Genomic DNA, 15,690 nt, shown 5'->3' on the forward strand with positions numbered 1-15,690 from the left:
AGAGCGGTTCGGGTGAGGCCATCTGCCTATTCACCCGGTGTGTCGCACGATTCGGCTGATATTTCGAGCCTTTTACGCGACCGATGTGATCACAGGCCGCCGGAAGCGTGAATTCAGACGCCCAAACGTGATCACGTTGGACACAAATTCGAACACTTATTCAATTACCGGCGAGCGTCCTACCGTTCACCGGGTCCGGCCGCCCAACCTGGACAGACGCGTCATCATCCCTTCGGGGACCTCTTCCACGGTGAGCGCGTAGACCAGATGGTCGCGCCAGTCGCCGTCGATGTGGAGATAGCGCGGCCGCAGCCCTTCCTCGCGGAATCCGAGTTTCTCCACCACGCGCCGGCTCGGCCCGTTCTCCGGGCGAATGCAGACCTCCAGCCGGTGCAGTCCCACGGCCCGGAAGCTGTGGTCCGCGGCGAGCGCCACCGCCGTCGGCATCACCCCGCGGCCGGCCACCGCCTCGTCCACCCAGTACCCGATGTTCCCGGAGCACATGGAGCCCCAGGTGATGCTGCCCACCGTCAGCTGCCCGGCCAGCCGCCCCTGGTACTCGACGACCCAGGGCATCATCCGCCCGGCCCGCGCCTCGGAGCGCAGGTGGCGGACCATCTGCCGGAAGGTGGGCCGCTGGATGGCCGGGGCGCCCGGCAGCGGCGGCGGGATGGTGGCCTCCCAGCGGCGCAGCCACTCCCGGTTGCGCCGGTTGACCTCGCGCCAGTCGGCCTGGTCGCGCATCCGCATCGGGCGCAGCCGGACGTCTCCGTGCTCCAGGCTCACGGGCCGGACCAGGCCGTTCAGCTGGCACCCCCGGACGACGGGTGGTCACCGCCGCGGAGCTGGTCCACGGCGTGCGGGAGCAGGTCCTCCAGGACGGCGAGCCCGTCCTTCACCCCTCCGGTGGACCCGGGGAGGTTGACGATCAGGGTGGAGCCCGCGACACCGGCGATGCCCCGGGAGAGCGCGGCGGTGGGCACCTTCCCGCGGCCGTACGCGCGGATCGCCTCGGGGATGCCGGGGACCTCGTGGTCGACGACCCGGCGGGTGGCCTCGGGGGTGCGGTCGGTGGGCGAGACGCCGGTGCCGCCGGTGGTGAGGACCACGTCGTAGCCGGCCGCCACGGCGTCCCGCAGCGCGGCCTCCACCGGGTCGCCGTCGGGCACCACCACGGGGCCGTCCACGGCGAAGCCGAGCCGTTCCAGGCCGGCCGCCAGGAGCGGGCCGCCGCGGTCCTCGTAGACCCCGGCCGCGGCCCGGTTGGAGGCGGTGACGACCAGTCCCCTGCGGGCTTGGGCGAGTCCCCTGCGGGCGCGGGCGCCGGGTCCGCCGGCCGGTTCCGGAGCCGCCGTCACGCCCGCCTCCACTCGCCGGACTTGCCGCCGGTCTTCTCCTCGACGCGCACGTCGGTGATGACGGCGCCCTTGTCGACCGCCTTGACCATGTCGACCACGGTGAGCGCGGCGACGGTGACGGCGGTGAGCGCCTCCATCTCCACGCCCGTGCGGTCGGTGGTCCGCACGGTCGCGGTGATCTCCACCGCGTCGTCGGTGACCGCGAGGTCCAGCTTCACCCCGGAGAGGGCCAGGGGGTGGCAGAGCGGGATCAGTTCGGGGGTCTTCTTGGCCCCCATGATCCCGGCGATCCGCGCGGTGGCCAGGGCGTCGCCCTTGGGCACGCCCTCGCCGCGCAGCAGTTCCACCACCCGGGGGTGGACCAGGACACGGCCGCTCGCGCGGGCGGTGCGGGCGGTCACGTCCTTCCCGGAGACGTCGACCATGCGGGCGGCGCCCGCCTCGTCGATGTGGGTCAGTCGATCCTGCGTACCCATGCGGAAGGCGTCCTTCGTCGTTCAGGGCGGTCGGTCGTACGGGGCCGGGGTGCCGTGCCCCGCGTTCGGCGCTGCGCGCCACGGTACCGCCAGGACCGGCCCGTCAGCCGAGCAGGACCACCTCGACGTCCTCACCGGGCTCCACCGAGGTGACGTCCTCGGGCACCACGATCAGCGCGTCGGCCCGCGCGAGCGCGCCGACCAGGTGCGAGCTCGCCCCGCCGACCGGGGTGACCCGGTCGCCGTCGAGGCGTCCGCGCAGGAACTGGCGGCGGCCCGGCGGGGAGGAGAGCGCCCGGTCCGCGGTCAGGGCGGCGCGGACCCGCGGCCGGTGGAGCTGGTCCTCGGGCAGCCCCATCAGCGCGCGGATCACCGGCCGCACGAAGATCTCGAAGGAGACGAACGACGACACCGGGTTGCCCGGCAGCGTCAGCACCGGCGTGTGGTCCGGCCCGATCAGCCCGAAGCCCTGCGGCTTGCCGGGCTGCATGGCGACGCGGCGGAAGTCGACCCCCGGGGCGACCGGCTCGTCGTCGTCGCCGTCCACCGGCTCGGGCGCGGTGAGCGCCTCCTTGACCACGTCGTAGGCGCCCACGCTGACGCCTCCGCTGGTCACCAGCAGGTCGGCGCGGACCAGTTGGTCGTCGACGCTGGTGCGCAGCGTCTCCGCGTCGTCGGCGACCGCGCCCACCCGGTAGGCGATGGCGCCGGCCTCGCGGGCGGCGGCGGTGAGGGCGAAGCTGTTGGAGTCGTGGATCTGCCCGGCCTTCAGCGGCTCGCCGGGCGGCACGAGTTCGCTCCCGGTGGAGAGGACCACGACCCGCGGGCGCGGGTGGACCTTGGCCGTCGCCCGGCCCACGGAGGCGAGCAGGGCGAGCTGCGCCGGTCCCAGCACGGTGCCCGCGGTGAGGGCCCGGTCGCCGGCCTTCATGTCGCTGCCGGCCCGGCGGACGTGCGCCCCGGCCTCGGCGGGCCGGTGCACCCGGACCTGGCCGGAGGCGCCCTCGGGCGCCCGGCTGCGGGCACGCATGCCGGTGGCCGGCCCGGCCCCGAGACCCCCGTCGGTCCATTCGACGGGGACGACGGTCTCGGCACCGGGCGGCAGGGGCGCGCCGGTCATGATGCGGGCGGCCTGCCCCGGGCCCACCCGCAGCCCGGGCTCCTGGCCGGCCGCCACGTCCCCCACCACGTCGAGCACGGCGGGGAACTCCTCGCTCGCGCCCTCGACGTCCGCGACGCGGACCGCGTAGCCGTCCATCGAGCTGTTGTCGAACGGCGGCAGCGCGACCGGGACCGTCACGTCCTCGACGAGGACACACCCCTGGGCGTCGAGCAGTTGCAGCTCGATCGGCTCCAGGGGGCGGACGGTGGAGAGGATGTCCTCGAGGTGCTCCTCCACCGTCCACAGACGGTCCGCCTGCGCACGGTCCGCCTGTGCACGGTCCTGGTCCGGCGTGGTGCTGCGGGGCGCGGTGGTGCTCAAGTCCGTTACATCTCCTCGGCTACGAATCGGCGGAGCCAGGTCCGGAAGTCCGGTCCCAGGTCCTCACGTTCGCATGCCAGTCGGACAATCGCACGCAGATAGTCGCCACGGTCGCCGGTGTCATAGCGGCGGCCCTTGAAGACGACGCCGTGGACGGGGCCGGCGATGGACTCGTCGGCCGCCAGGTGCTGGAGGGCGTCGGTCAGCTGGATCTCTCCGCCGCGGCCGGGCTCGGTGCGGCGCAGCACGTCGAAGATGCCCGGGTCAAGCACGTACCGGCCGATGACGGCGTAGGCGGAGGGCGCGTCGGACGGGTCCGGCTTCTCGACCAGGCCGGTCACCCGGGTCACGTCGGCGTCCTTGGTGTACTCGACGGCGGCACAGCCGTAGAGGTGGATCTGGGCCGGGTCGACCTCCATCAGCGCGATGACGCTGCCGCCGTACTCCGCCTGCACGTCGATCATGCGGGCCAGCAGCGGGTCGCGCGGGTCGATGAGGTCGTCGCCGAGGAGCACGGCGAACGGCTCGTCACCGACGTGCGGGGCGGCGCAGAGCACGGCGTGGCCGAGGCCCCGGGGGTCGCCCTGGCGGACGTAGTGGATGGTGGCGAGGTCCGTGGGCTCCTGGACCCGGGCCAGCCGGTCGCTGTCGCCCTTGCGTTCGAGGGCGTTCTCCAGTTCGTAGTTGCGGTCGAAGTGGTCCTCGAGCGGGCGCTTGTTGCGGCCGGTGACCATCAGCACGTCCCGCAGGCTGGCCTGGACGGCCTCCTCGACGACGTACTGGATCGCCGGCTTGTCGACGACCGGGAGCATCTCCTTGGGCGTCGCCTTGGTGGCCGGAAGGAACCGCGTGCCGAGACCGGCCGCCGGGATGACAGCCTTACTGATCCGAGGATGTGCCTTCATCATGTTCGCAACCATATCCATTGAGTTGTACGGAATCGGGAGCTCCATTCGATTCCGCGTCATATGGCTGCATTCGGGGGGAAAACAGAACCGTTCGTGCGGCGGTGGAGCGTCGGGCCGGGCAGGAAGAGGTGGACAGTGGCGAACGACAGTGCCAAAGAAATGTTGCGCGCGGAGATCCTCCGGGCGAGGAGAAGGTTGCCGGAGGGCGAGCGCCGGGAGGCGGAACGCGCGCTGACCGCGCGGGCGCTGGAGCTGCCGGCGGTGGCGGGGGCGAAGGTGGTCGCCGCGTACGTCTCGGTGGGCTCCGAGCCGGGGACCCGGACGCTGCTGGACGCGTTGCGGGAACGGGGGGTGCGGGTGCTGCTGCCGGTGCTGCGGGAGGACGACGACCTCGACTGGGGCGTCTACGAGGGCCCGGGGTCGCTGGTGGAGGTCCCGCTGGGGGCGGGGCGGATGACGCTGCTGGAGCCGGGGGGCGCGCGGGCCGGGGTGGACGCGGTCCTCGACGCGGACGTGGTGCTGCTGCCCGGTCTCGCGGTGGACCGCCGCGGGATGCGGCTGGGCCGGGGCGGCGGTTCCTACGACCGGGTGCTCGCGCGGCTCGACGCGGCGGGGGCGGCTCCGGCGTTGGTGGTCCTCCTCCACGACACCGAACTCCGCGACACCGTCCCCACCGACCCCCACGACCGCCCCGTCACCACCGCCCTCACCCCCTCCGCCGTCCACCACTTCCCCTGACGCCCACCTGCTCGAGCGAAGCCGAGGGCCGCGAAGACCACGGGGCGGCTCCCTGGGAGGGAGCCGCCCCGTGGAGGCGAAGGAAGCGGGGGTTACGGCTTGAGGGTGAGCGTGTCCTTCGTGGCCCGCTCCACCGCGGCCTCGGAGAACGCCCAGTCGTACAGCTCCCCCTTCACCCACGCGTCCGTCTGATCCACGTAGTGCGAGCTGTACGCGTGACCCGACGCGCCGGTGAGGTTGATCCACTTCGACTTGTCGAGGTCGCCGAGGTTCACGACCATCCGCATGGACGGCACCCAGACCACCCCGTACCCGCCGGCCGCGTTCCACCCGGTCGCGTTGACGGTGGACTCGCCGCCGCCCAGCTCCCAGGGCCCGCGGTTGAGCATGTGCTGCAGGAAGCCGGGACCGGCCGTGCCCATGGTCTGGTTCTTGAGGTACAGCGTGTGCAGCCGGCCCCAGCTCCAGGTGTCCATGTTCTTGCCGAGCTTGGCGGTCAGCTCCCAGCGCGCGTCGATCATCGCCCGCCGCAGCAGCTCGTCGCGGTTGTCCGCCGAGGGCCGCCCGCTGGCCGTCTCGCCGGTGGTCCACCACGCGCTGTCCGGCTCGTCCAGCAGCTCGCGCACGACCTCGAACCACCGGTCGCCGCCGTCCGGCTGCGCCTGCGTGGCGCTGCGCTGCCCGCACTCGCGGACCTTGCCGGCCTCCTCCGCGGGCCCGGTGGTGTTCACCGGCTCCACCCACAGGCACTGGCCCTCGACCCGCAGCTCCTTCGGCAGCTTGTTGCCGAACGCCAGCCGCAGCAGGTTCCGCCACACCGCGTTGAAGTACGCGGCCGCCGCCGAGTCCGGCGTCTGGGTGCGGTCCCAGTGCTCCAGCAGTTCCTGCGCGTCGCGGACGTCCTCGTCCTCGGGGTCGATCTTCAGCAGCTCGGGCACCAGCAGCTTGGCGATCTCGCTGCTGCTGTCCATCTGCATCTCGCGCATGTCCTCGGTCGAGATCTTCCCGCCGCCCTCGGTCTTCGCCTTGATCAGGTCGTTGATCCGCTGGCTGCGCGCGCCGTAGGACCAGTCGCCGGTGAGCAGGTACGGGTACTTCTCCTCGTCGACGACGGCCTGGTTGGCGGTGACGATGTAGCCGCGCTCCGGGTTGTACTCGTAGGGCAGCTCGTCCTGGTCGATCCAGCCGGTCCAGCGGGAGCCGGAGTCCCAGCCGGGCGCCGGCAGCGAGCCGTCGTGGCCCTCGGCGCGGACCGGGATGCGGCCCGGCAGCTGGTAGCCGATGTTCTTGCGGTCCGCGTAGACCAGGTTCTGCGAGGGCACCTCGAACAGCGCGGCGGCGGCCCGGAAGTCCTCCCAGTTCCCCGCGGTGTTCATCGCGAAGACGGCGTCCATGGTGCGGCCCGCGTCGAGCGCGGTCCACCGCAGCGAGACGCCGTAGCCGTCGCCCCGGTCCGGTGAACCGGAGCCGACGCCGGCCTTCTTGCCGACCTGGACCAGCTCGTCGTCGCGGTCGGAGAGCAGCGGCCCGTTGTTGGTCTCCCGGACGACGATCTTCTTGTCGGATCCGCCGGCGACCTTGATGGTCTCCTCGCGGGTCCGGAACGGGACCGTCTTGCCGTCGTACTGGTAGCCCTCGGGGCTGACCTTCTGCAGGTACAGGTCGCTGACGTCGACGCCGGAGTTGGTGAAGCCCCAGGCGATCTCCTGGTTGTGGCCGATGATCACACCGGGCATGCCGGAGAAGGTGTACCCGGAGACGTCGTACCGGCAGTTCTCGGAGACGGTGCGGCAGTGCAGGCCCATCTGGTACCAGACCGAGGGCAGCGCGGGCGACAGGTGCGGGTCGTTGGCCAGCAGGGGAGCGCCGCCCACCGTGTGCTCGCCGGAGATCACCCAGGAGTTGGACCCGATGCCGTTGCCGTTGACGCCGACCGCGGTGGGCAGCTTCTCCAGCGCGCCGTAGAGCCCGGCGAGCTGCGACTGCAGCCCGGCCGCGTCCTCGGCCGCGACGCCCGGCAGGCCGGCCGCCGCGCCGCCCTGCGCGCCCTCGGCCGCCGTGGCGCCCTGGTCCCAGGTGCCGGTCGCCTCGGAGTAGGCGCCCTCCTGCACGATCGGCTTGTTCCGCTCGAACGGGTAGCCCGGGTACAGGTCGGCGATCTGCTCCGCGTCGAGGCGGCTGGTGAGCAGCGAACGGTCGATCTCGTCCTGCATGTTGCCGCGCAGGTCCCAGGCCATCGCCTTCAGCCAGGCCACCGAGTCGACCGGGGTCCACGGCTCGGGCGTGTAGTCGCCGGTGAGCGCCAGCGCCGCGTACTCGAGGGAGAGTTCGTCGGCGGCCTTGCCGTCCAGGTAGGCGTTGACACCCTTGGTGTACGCCTGGAGGTACTTCTTGGTGGAGGCCGACAGCTTCTTGTCGTACTCCTGCTGCGCGACGCGGCGCCAGCCGAGGGTGCGCAGGAACTCGTCGGTGGAGACCTGGCTCGCGCCGAACATCTCGGACAGGCGGCCCGCGGTCAGGTGGCGGCGGACGTCCATCTCGTAGAAGCGGTCCTGCGCCTGGACGAAGCCCTGCGCCATGAACAGGTCTTCCTCGGAGTCGGCGTACACGTGCGGCACACCCTGGCCGTCGCGCCGCACCTCCACCGGGCCGGACAGGCCCTTGAGGGTCAGCGCACCGCTGGTCTGCGGGAACGAGGCACGGACGGTGCTGACCGTCCAGTACCCGCCGTAGACCAGGCCGCCTATGAGCGCCAGGACGAGGAGCAGGACCAGGAGTCGGGCTTTGCGCCCCTTCTTCCTGCCGGACCTGCCGGACTGCTGACCGGAAGAGGCGGTGGTGTTGGGGGGCATCGCTGTCCTTGCTGTCCTCACGCGAGCGGCGGGGCGGGCGGTGGTCAGTTCTGGGCGCGGCGACGGAGGCCCGTCGTCGCGCTGGAGCAACGATAGGCGCACGGGGCGCGGCGGCTTGACGCGGCGTCTGTGAACCCGTGGCATCGGGCGAGCGGGGTGTCCGCTTCGTCCCGGTGCGATCCCCGGCCGGGGCGTCCGCGGGGCACCGGAAGTGAAGAACCGCGTCAAGAAAGCGTCAAGAGTTAGGTAAGGTAACGAAAGACTTACCGCTGGGCGTACCGCTGGATGCGTTCGCCGCTCGACGCACGCACCGCTCGACGCACCCGTTCGCGCACCTGCGCGCACACCCCGGCTTCGCACGCACGCCTCGCTGCACGCCTCGTCCGCACGCACGCCTCGGAGGGAAGGGAAGGCCGCCACTGACTGTCGACCACCTCAACCAGCTTCTGCTCGGCGCCTCACTCGTCCTCCTGGTGGCGGTGGCCGCCGTGCGCGTGTCCTCGCGCAGCGGACTCCCCAGCCTGCTGATCTACCTCGGCATCGGCATCGCGCTGGGTTCCGACGGCATCGCGGGCATCGAGTTCGACAACGCCGCGCTGACCCAGGTCATCGGCTACGCCGCCCTGGTCGTGATCCTCGCCGAGGGCGGACTCGGCACCAAGTGGGGCCAGATCAAACCGGTGCTGCCGTCCGCCGCCGTTCTCGCCTCGCTCGGCGTGGCCATCAGCGTCGCGGTGACCGCCGCGGCCGCCCACTACCTGGCGGGACTGGAGTGGCGACAGGCACTGATCGTGGGCGCGGTGGTCTCCTCGACCGACGCGGCGGCGGTCTTCTCGGTGCTGCGCCGCATACCGCTGCCGTCCCGCATCACCGGCACCCTGGAGGCCGAGTCCGGCTTCAACGACGCCCCGGTGGTCATCCTGGTCGTCTCCTTCTCCACAGCCGGACCGGTGGAGCACTGGTACCTGCTGCTCGCCGAGATGGCGATGGAGCTGGCGATCGGCGCGGCCGTCGGCCTCGCGGTGGGCTGGCTGGGCGCCTGGGGGCTGCGCCGGGTCGCGCTGCCCGCCTCCGGTCTCTACCCGATCGCCGTGATGGCGATGGCGGTGACCGCCTACGCGGCGGGCGCGATGGCGCACGGCAGCGGATTCCTCGCCGTCTACCTGGCCTCGATGGTGCTGGGCAACGCCCGGCTGCCGCACCATCCGGCCACCCGCGGCTTCGCGGACGGGCTCGGCTGGATCGCGCAGATCGGCATGTTCGTGCTGCTCGGACTCCTGGTCAACCCGCGTGAGCTGGGCGACGACATCCTGCCCGCACTGGTCATCGGCCTGGTCCTCACCATGGTGGCCCGGCCGCTGAGCGTCTTCGCCTGCCTGTCGCCGTTCCGGGTGCCCTGGCGGCAGCAGACGCTGATGTCCTGGGCCGGGCTGCGGGGCGCGGTACCCATCATCCTGGCCACCATCCCGATGGTGGGCGGGGTCGAGGGCAGCCGGCGGATCTTCAACATCGTCTTCGTGCTGGTCGTGGTCTACACGCTGATCCAGGGCCCGACACTGCCCTGGCTGGCCCGCAAGTTGCGGCTGGGCGACGACAACGAGGCCGCCGACCTGGGCATCGAGTCGGCGCCGCTGGAGCGGCTGCGCGGGCATCTGCTGTCGCTGACCGTGGACAAGGACTCCCGCATGCACGGCGTCGAGGTGAGCGAGCTCCGGCTGCCGGAGGGCGCCTCGGTGACCCTGGTGGTCCGGGGCGGCGACTCCTTCGTCCCGTCGCCGACCACGGTGCTGCAGCGGGGGGACGAGCTGCTGGTGGTCGCCACCGACCGGGTCCAGGACGCCGCCGAGCGACGGCTGCGGGCGGTCGCCCGGGGCGGCAAGCTGGCGGGATGGCTGGGGACGTCCGGGGCCGCGCGGTGAGGATCCTCGCGGCCCGCCTGGACGGGCGGTGCGGTTCGGGCGTCGCCCGGGCGGCGTCCGCGCGGCGTCCGCGCGGCGTCCGCGCGGCGTCCGGGCGGCGTCCGGTGGCAGTGGTTTCGGTCACCGGACGGGGTGCGGCAGTGGACTGACGGCCAGGAATGCGTCAAGATGGATCGTCGTTAGCACTCATCGAGTGAGAGTGCCAGGAGGAAGACAGTGCCGACGTACCAGTACCAGTGCACCGAGTGCGGCGAGGGCCTCGAGGCGGTGCAGAAGTTCACCGACGATGCCCTGACCGAGTGCCCCAACTGCCAGGGCCGCCTGAAGAAGGTGTTCTCGGCCGTCGGCATCGTCTTCAAGGGCTCCGGCTTCTACCGCAACGACAGCCGCGGCTCGTCGTCCAGCAGCTCGCCGGCTGCGAAGTCCGGCGCCTCGTCCTCGAGCTCCACCAGCTCCTCGAGCTCGAGCTCGTCGACCTCTTCGACGTCCACCGCGTCGTCGACGTCCACGGCCTCCGCCTCCACGGCCTCGTCGAGCAGCAGCTCGGCCGCCTGACGCACGCCGTTCCGGGCCCCGCGCGCCCTCGCTCCGTCGAGGCCGCGCGGGGCCTTCGGCTTGTCGGGGGTACGGCGGGGCGGGCGCGGGGCGGGGCGGGTGTTCGTGGACGCGGGGGGGCCTGTGCGCGGCGGGCGGCTGCGCGGGGGTGGAAGCCTGTGCGCGGCGGGCGGCTGTGCGGGGCGGCGGTGGGCTTCCGAGGCCGGGGCAGGGGCAGGGCAGGGGTTTCGGGCCTGTTCCCCGGTCGTGGCCGAGGGCCTAGGGTGCGGGCCATGGTGAACACGGTGAGTGCCGAGATAGGCGTGATCGGCGGGTCCGGCTTCTACTCGTTCCTCGAGGACGTGACCAAGGTCGCGGTGGAGACGCCCTACGGGCCGCCCAGTGACTCCCTGTTCGTCGGCGAGGTCGCCGGCCGCCGGGTGGCCTTCCTCCCCCGGCACGGCCGCGGGCACCACCTGCCGCCGCACCGGATCAACTACCGCGCCAACCTCTGGGCGCTGCGGTCCCTGGGCGTCCGGCAGGTCCTCGGCCCCTGCGCGGTGGGCGGGCTGCGCCCGGAGTACGGTCCCGGCACGCTGCTCGTCCCCGACCAGATCGTCGACCGCACCAAAGCACGCGCCGACACCTACTTCGACGGCCTTCCGCTGCCCGACGGCACGATCCCGCACGTCGTCCACGTCTCGCTGGCCGACCCCTACTGCCCCGCCGGACGCGCGCTGGCGCTGAAGGCCGCGCGCGGACGTGAGTGGGAGGCGGTGGACGGCGGCACGCTCGTGGTGGTCGAGGGGCCCCGCTTCTCCTCCCGCGCCGAGTCCCGCTGGCACGCCGCCCAGGGGTGGTCGGTGGTCGGCATGACGGGGCATCCGGAGGCGGCGCTCGCCCGTGAACTGGAGCTCTGCTACACCTCGCTGACCCTGGTCACGGACCTGGACGCGGGCGCGGAGACCGGCGAGGGCGTCTCGCACGAGGAGGTGCTGCGGGTGTTCGGGGCCAACGTGGACCGGCTGCGGGACCTCCTCTTCGACGTGGTGGCGGCGCTTCCGGCGACGGACGGGCGGACCTGCCTCTGCGCCCGGGCGCTGGGCGGCGCGGACCCGGGGTTCGCGCTGCCGTAACCCTCCCGGGTGACCTGTGGACAACGGTGGCGAAAGGCCGTCCACAGGCTTCGGCAGGCCTTGACGACAGCGGTCAGGCTGGGGCCATGAACGAGTACTTCGGCCCCGTCGGCGGGGCGTCTCCGTCCATGTCCACCCGTCCTCCGCTCCCTTCCGGCACCGGTTCCCTCCCCGCGGCCCCGCGGTGGTACGGGCCGGGTGGTGTGCCCGCGCCCGGGAGCGTCCCGCCGTTCGCCCCGCTGCGCGTGACCGGTGGCCGGTTCGGCGCGGGCCGGCCGGCCAGGGCCTGGCCCCGGGTGGCGGCCGCCGTGCTCACGGCGGCGGTGGTGACCGCCCTGGCCCCCGGCCCCACGGCTCCGGCCTCCCCGACCGCCTCTCCCGCCTCGCACGCGCGGCCGGGGGGCGTTCCGCCGCCGGCCGGGCCGCCCCGGGTGCGGGCGCCGGTCCGGCTCGCCGATCCGGCCGTCGCGGGCCTGCTGCGTGCCGGGGACCTGGTCGACGTGATCGCCGCGGGACCTCAGGGGCGTCCTCGGGTGCTGGCGCGGGAGGCGCGGGTCGCCCTGACCCCTCGCTCAGGGGGCGTGGACACGGCGGGTGGGGCGCTCGTGGTGCTCTCCGTGCCCCGGCCCACCGCGGTGCGCCTGCTGGGCACGGCGCCCGAGGACCGGCTCGCGGTGGCGCTCAGGGGCGGGCCGTGAGCGGGCGGCGGTCAGAGGTGGTGCGGCGGCTTCTCGTCGAGGAAGCGGCGGAGGTCGGCGGCGGCGTCCTCGCCGCGGGGGCGCTCGCCCCAGCCGCGGTCGGTGTCGTCCGAGCTCTGCCGGTCCAGCGGGTCGTCGAAGACCAGCGCGGCCTTCGGCGCGCGCGGCTCGGCCCGGTCGGCACGGTCGGTGCCGTCGGTGTCGTCGGTGCCAGCGGTGCCGTCGGTGCCAGCGGTGCCGTCGGTGCCAGCGGTGCCGTCGGCGTCCCGGCCGGCGTCGGCGCCCCGGCTGTCTTCGCGGTCCCGGCTGCTGTCGCGAGGTTCGGAGGGCGCGCCGTCGGAGGAGGAACTCATCCGTCCAGACTACGACCGGCGTGCGCCCCCGGCGGCAGGCAACCCGGACACCCGCTCCCGCGTCTCTACAACCGTACGTTTTCTCGGTTCCCGGACATGATGTCCGACGGAGGGGCTACGGTATGCACCCACAAGGTGACAAGCAGCGACGCTGGGAGCACCCTTGAGCGTTCCGTACGAGACGGCGGCGTATCCGGAGGAGCATCTGGAACGGCTCCTCGGCCGCGCCCTGAACTCCTTCGAACTGCCGGACGAGGTCCTGACCCGGCTGTGCTCCGCGCTGGCGTACGACGGCTCGCTGCAGTCCGCGCACCACAGCGCCGGCCTCTACCGGGAGACCCACCGCCACACCTGGCTGCTCGGCGACGGCTCGGCACTGACCCTGTGGGAGCTGGTCCACAACACGGCCCCGGGAGGCCTGCGGCACGAGGTCTACGCGGACGAGGAGGAGCTCTCCACGGCCGTGGCCCGGCTGCCGCTGCCCGCCGACGAGCCGGTCCTGGCACCGCTGGACACGCTGCGGCTGCCGCCGTTGCGGCTGCCTCCGGCGGAGGCCTTCGACCCGCCGTACGCGCCGGACGACTCGGCGGACCACCTGCGTCGGCTGATGCGGCGCGCGGAGAACCCGGACCGGCCCGGGCCCGAGGTGACCTCCGCGCTGCGCACGGCCTACGCGCACGAGATCTCCCAGGCCTTCGGCCCGCCCTGCCGGACGGGCACCGGGCTGTGCCTGTCCCTCTACGAGCACGCCTTCCTGCTTCCGGGCGGACGGCGGGCCTCCCTGTGGGAGGTCGAGCACACGGCGACGCCGGACGGGCGCCACATGTGCGAGGTCTACCCGACGGAGACCGCGGCGCGGGCGGCCATGGAGCGGCGCGTCGGCCCGTAGCGTTCCGGGCACGTGTCGGGCTCGGCGTTCCGGGACCGGCGTTCCGGCGCGGGGACCGCCGTTCAGAGCCGTTTCTCGAACCAGGCCACGTCCCAGTAGCGGCCGAACTTCCGGCCCACCTCACGGAAGACCCCGACCGGCTCGAAGCCGAACCGGCGGTGCAGCCTCTCGGAAGGCTCGTTCGGCGGCACGATGCCCGCGTAGGCCCGGTGCACGTCCTCCGCGGCCAGCGCCTCGAACAGCGCCCCGTACAGCAGCGCGCCCACGCCGCGCCCGGTCGCGCCGGGCGCCAGGTACACCGTGCACTCGACCGAGCTCAGGTACGCCGGCTTCGGACGGAACCGGCCGGAGGTGGCGTAGCCGAGCAGTTCCCCGGTCCCGCCGTCCTCCGCCACCATCAGGCGGTGCGGGCCCCGCAGGGAATACGCGGCGAGCCAGGAACGTCGTTGCTCGGGCGTGAAGGGCAACGTGTCGAAGGTGTAAGGCGTCTCACACACATAGTGGTTGTAGATGTCGGTGAGGCCCCCGAGGTCTCCGTCGTCACCGGCTCTGACCTGCGCTTCGCCACGCACCGTGCCCCTCCGCCTCCAGGTTGCAGGCGGGCAGGGTACTGCATCTCCCGCCGAAGAGACGGACCGGCGGGAATTCTGTCCCGATTCCGGTCGTTGTATCCCACGGATGCCGGGCACCCGGTGACAGTGAGGCTCACAGCTTCAGTGTCGCGCCGAGCCCGCCGGGGGTGGTCGACGACCACCCGGGAGGCCGGCGTCCATCAGTACGAAACCGCCCGCCCACCATCGTTAGGGAGCACACGCATGGCAACCCGTGCCGTCGCCCGTCGCAAGTCCGCCACCTCCGGCGGGACGTCCGACGCGGCACGCAGCGTTCGCGCCCATGGCGGCGAGATCGCGGACCGCGACCTGGTCGGCATGTACCTGGACGAGATCGCGCGTACGCCGCTGCTCGACGCCGCCAAGGAGGTCGAGCTGTCCGAGACGATCGAGGCAGGCGTCTACGCCCAGCAGATCCTCGACGGCGATGCGGAGTCCAAGGTCGACGCCGACCGCGAGGAGCTCGAGCTCCTGGTGGAGGCGGGTGAGCGGGCCAAGGACGTCTTCATCCGGTCCAACCTGCGTCTGGTGGTGGCGGTCGCCCGCCGGTACCCGCGCAGCGGGCTGCCGCTGCTGGACCTGATCCAGGAGGGCAACGCCGGCCTGGTCCGCGCGGTGGAGAAGTTCGACTACCGCAAGGGCTTCAAGTTCTCCACCTACGCGACCTGGTGGATCCGGCAGGCCATCACCCGTTCCATAGCCGACCAGTCGCGCACGATCCGTCTGCCCGTCCACCTGGTGGAGGAGCTGGGCCGGATCCGCCGCGTGCAGCGTGAGTTCAACCGCGAGAACGGCCGGGAGCCGGAGCCCGCCGAGATCGCCAAGGAGCTGGGCGCCACCCCCGAGCGGATCACGGACGTGCTGGACTGGGCGCGCGACCCGGTCTCGCTGAACATGTCGGTGGACGACGAGGGCGAGACCCAGTTCGGCGACCTGCTCGAGGACACCTCCGCGGTGTCGCCGGAGCAGTCGGTGCTGACCCTGCTGCGCAGCGAGGAGCTCGACGAGCTGATCAACCACCTCGACCAGCGCACGGCCTCGATCATCAAGATGCGCTACGGCATCGAGGACGGCCGGGAGCGTACGCTGACAGAGGTGGGCAAGGAGCACGGCCTCACCCGTGAGCGGATCCGGCAGATCGAGAAGCACGCGCTGCTGGAACTGAAGAAGCTGGCCCGGGACACCGGGTTCGACGCCGCGGCCTGACGGTCTCGACGTAACGGCGGAAAACGGTCCCTCGCGGGCGGCGTACCCCAGGCCAACGCGGGCACAACAATGGGGCCGGCCCCTACAGGCCGCCCCTCCAGAACCGGGCCCCGGTGCACTCCCCCCGGCACCGGGTCCCGCCAGCCGGGCCTCGGCGTCCTCTCCCCCCCTGGACGCTCGGGGCCCGGCCCTTTTTCCACGCACGCCACGGCCCCGGGGCTATACGCCATCAGCCTCCGGGGGCTGCGAGCTGCCGGGGCCTACACGCCGCCGGGACCCCGCCCGCCCGATGCACGCGCGCCCCTCGCTCACACCCACCGCCCCGCCTCCGCACGGCCCGGCACACGCCGCACCGCCCGGCACCCGCGGCTCCGCACGCATCCCCCGCCCCGCCTCCGCACCGCCCGGCACCGGCGGCCCGCGCGTCCCCGGACGCATCCCCCGCCCCGCCTCCGCACCGCCCGGCACCGGCGGCCCGCGCGTCCCCGGACGCATCCCCCGCCCCGCCTCCGCACCGCCCGGCACCGGC

At 72.9% G+C, this 15,690-nt stretch carries 15 protein-coding genes; 7 read left to right on the forward strand and 8 right to left on the reverse strand.

Annotated features, from left to right (window positions below):
- Positions 1 to 186: 186 nt before the first annotated feature.
- The 5 genes from ACWD3O_RS05470 to galU form a co-directional block, all read right to left on the reverse strand.
- Positions 187 to 786 carry a GNAT family N-acetyltransferase gene (locus tag ACWD3O_RS05470; protein WP_451414916.1) on the reverse strand — a complete coding sequence of 200 codons (600 nt, stop codon included), beginning with the start codon at positions 784 to 786 and terminating at the stop codon, positions 187 to 189.
- Between the two features lie 17 nt (positions 787 to 803).
- On the reverse strand, positions 804 to 1,283 hold the full coding sequence (locus tag ACWD3O_RS05475; RefSeq protein WP_451409016.1) for a MogA/MoaB family molybdenum cofactor biosynthesis protein: 480 nt from the start codon (positions 1,281 to 1,283) through the stop codon (positions 804 to 806).
- A 71-nt stretch (positions 1,284 to 1,354) separates the two neighbouring features.
- Entirely contained in the window at positions 1,355 to 1,834 is a 480-nt protein-coding gene (gene moaC, locus ACWD3O_RS05480) for a cyclic pyranopterin monophosphate synthase MoaC (RefSeq protein WP_451414917.1), read from the reverse strand.
- A 103-nt stretch (positions 1,835 to 1,937) separates the two neighbouring features.
- A complete protein-coding gene (glp, locus tag ACWD3O_RS05485; RefSeq protein ID WP_451408498.1) occupies positions 1,938 to 3,317 on the reverse strand; it encodes a molybdotransferase-like divisome protein Glp in 1,380 nt (459 codons plus the stop codon).
- Positions 3,318 to 3,322: 5 nt separating this feature from the next.
- Positions 3,323 to 4,225, reverse strand: coding sequence for a UTP--glucose-1-phosphate uridylyltransferase GalU (galU, locus tag ACWD3O_RS05490; RefSeq protein WP_451408497.1), 903 nt, complete (start codon positions 4,223 to 4,225; stop codon positions 3,323 to 3,325).
- A gap of 159 nt (positions 4,226 to 4,384) precedes the next feature.
- Here galU and ACWD3O_RS05495 point away from each other — a divergent pair, with 159 nt between their 5' ends.
- Entirely contained in the window at positions 4,385 to 4,963 is a 579-nt protein-coding gene (locus ACWD3O_RS05495) for a 5-formyltetrahydrofolate cyclo-ligase (RefSeq protein ID WP_451415039.1), read from the forward strand.
- Positions 4,964 to 5,055: 92 nt separating this feature from the next.
- Here ACWD3O_RS05495 and ACWD3O_RS05500 read toward each other — a convergent pair whose 3' ends face one another.
- Positions 5,056 to 7,815, reverse strand: a complete 2,760-nt coding sequence (locus ACWD3O_RS05500; RefSeq protein ID WP_451414918.1) for a penicillin acylase family protein — start codon at positions 7,813 to 7,815, stop codon at positions 5,056 to 5,058.
- A 419-nt stretch (positions 7,816 to 8,234) separates the two neighbouring features.
- On the opposite strand from ACWD3O_RS05500, the gene ACWD3O_RS05505 reads away from it, so the two are divergent.
- The 4 genes from ACWD3O_RS05505 to ACWD3O_RS05520 all read left to right on the forward strand — a co-directional run bounded on the left by ACWD3O_RS05505 (position 8,235) and on the right by ACWD3O_RS05520 (position 12,102).
- Entirely contained in the window at positions 8,235 to 9,734 is a 1,500-nt protein-coding gene (locus tag ACWD3O_RS05505) for a potassium/proton antiporter (RefSeq protein WP_451409014.1), read from the forward strand.
- 216 nt (positions 9,735 to 9,950) lie between these two features.
- The gene (locus tag ACWD3O_RS05510) at positions 9,951 to 10,289 is read left to right on the forward strand and encodes an FmdB family zinc ribbon protein (RefSeq protein ID WP_451408495.1); all 339 of its coding nucleotides are present in this window, start codon (positions 9,951 to 9,953) and stop codon (positions 10,287 to 10,289) included.
- Positions 10,290 to 10,561: 272 nt separating this feature from the next.
- Positions 10,562 to 11,404, forward strand: a complete 843-nt coding sequence (locus ACWD3O_RS05515) for an S-methyl-5'-thioadenosine phosphorylase (protein WP_451414919.1) — start codon at positions 10,562 to 10,564, stop codon at positions 11,402 to 11,404.
- Between the two features lie 86 nt (positions 11,405 to 11,490).
- Positions 11,491 to 12,102, forward strand: a complete 612-nt coding sequence (locus ACWD3O_RS05520) for a hypothetical protein (protein ID WP_451414920.1) — start codon at positions 11,491 to 11,493, stop codon at positions 12,100 to 12,102.
- Positions 12,103 to 12,113: 11 nt separating this feature from the next.
- Here the strand turns inward: ACWD3O_RS05520 and ACWD3O_RS05525 are convergent, their stop codons facing one another.
- Positions 12,114 to 12,455 carry a hypothetical protein gene (locus tag ACWD3O_RS05525; protein ID WP_451415050.1) on the reverse strand — a complete coding sequence of 114 codons (342 nt, stop codon included), beginning with the start codon at positions 12,453 to 12,455 and terminating at the stop codon, positions 12,114 to 12,116.
- A 163-nt stretch (positions 12,456 to 12,618) separates the two neighbouring features.
- Between ACWD3O_RS05525 and ACWD3O_RS05530 the strand changes: the two genes are divergently transcribed.
- Positions 12,619 to 13,344 carry a DUF6227 family protein gene (locus ACWD3O_RS05530; protein ID WP_451414921.1) on the forward strand — a complete coding sequence of 242 codons (726 nt, stop codon included), beginning with the start codon at positions 12,619 to 12,621 and terminating at the stop codon, positions 13,342 to 13,344.
- 62 nt (positions 13,345 to 13,406) lie between these two features.
- Here the strand turns inward: ACWD3O_RS05530 and ACWD3O_RS05535 are convergent, their stop codons facing one another.
- Positions 13,407 to 13,916: an N-acetyltransferase family protein gene (locus ACWD3O_RS05535; RefSeq protein WP_451414922.1), complete on the reverse strand. Its 510-nt coding sequence runs from the start codon at positions 13,914 to 13,916 to the stop codon at positions 13,407 to 13,409.
- Positions 13,917 to 14,159: 243 nt separating this feature from the next.
- On the opposite strand from ACWD3O_RS05535, the gene ACWD3O_RS05540 reads away from it, so the two are divergent.
- Entirely contained in the window at positions 14,160 to 15,161 is a 1,002-nt protein-coding gene (locus ACWD3O_RS05540) for a sigma-70 family RNA polymerase sigma factor (protein ID WP_451408491.1), read from the forward strand.
- Positions 15,162 to 15,690 lie beyond the last annotated feature (529 nt).

It is taken from the genome of Streptomyces sp. NPDC002640 (genome assembly GCF_053592575.1).

Coding starts and splice junctions, on each gene's coding strand:
- moaC (WP_451414917.1), bottom strand. CDS start 1,834: ATGGGTACGCAGGATCGACTGACCCACATCGACGAGGCGGGCGCCGCC.
- galU (WP_451408497.1), bottom strand. CDS start 4,225: ATGATGAAGGCACATCCTCGGATCAGTAAGGCTGTCATCCCGGCGGCC.
- ACWD3O_RS05495 (WP_451415039.1), top strand. CDS start 4,385: ATGTTGCGCGCGGAGATCCTCCGGGCGAGGAGAAGGTTGCCGGAGGGC.
- ACWD3O_RS05500 (WP_451414918.1), bottom strand. CDS start 7,815: ATGCCCCCCAACACCACCGCCTCTTCCGGTCAGCAGTCCGGCAGGTCC.
- ACWD3O_RS05515 (WP_451414919.1), top strand. CDS start 10,562: ATGGTGAACACGGTGAGTGCCGAGATAGGCGTGATCGGCGGGTCCGGC.
- ACWD3O_RS05520 (WP_451414920.1), top strand. CDS start 11,491: ATGAACGAGTACTTCGGCCCCGTCGGCGGGGCGTCTCCGTCCATGTCC.
- ACWD3O_RS05525 (WP_451415050.1), bottom strand. CDS start 12,455: ATGAGTTCCTCCTCCGACGGCGCGCCCTCCGAACCTCGCGACAGCAGC.
- ACWD3O_RS05540 (WP_451408491.1), top strand. CDS start 14,160: ATGGCAACCCGTGCCGTCGCCCGTCGCAAGTCCGCCACCTCCGGCGGG.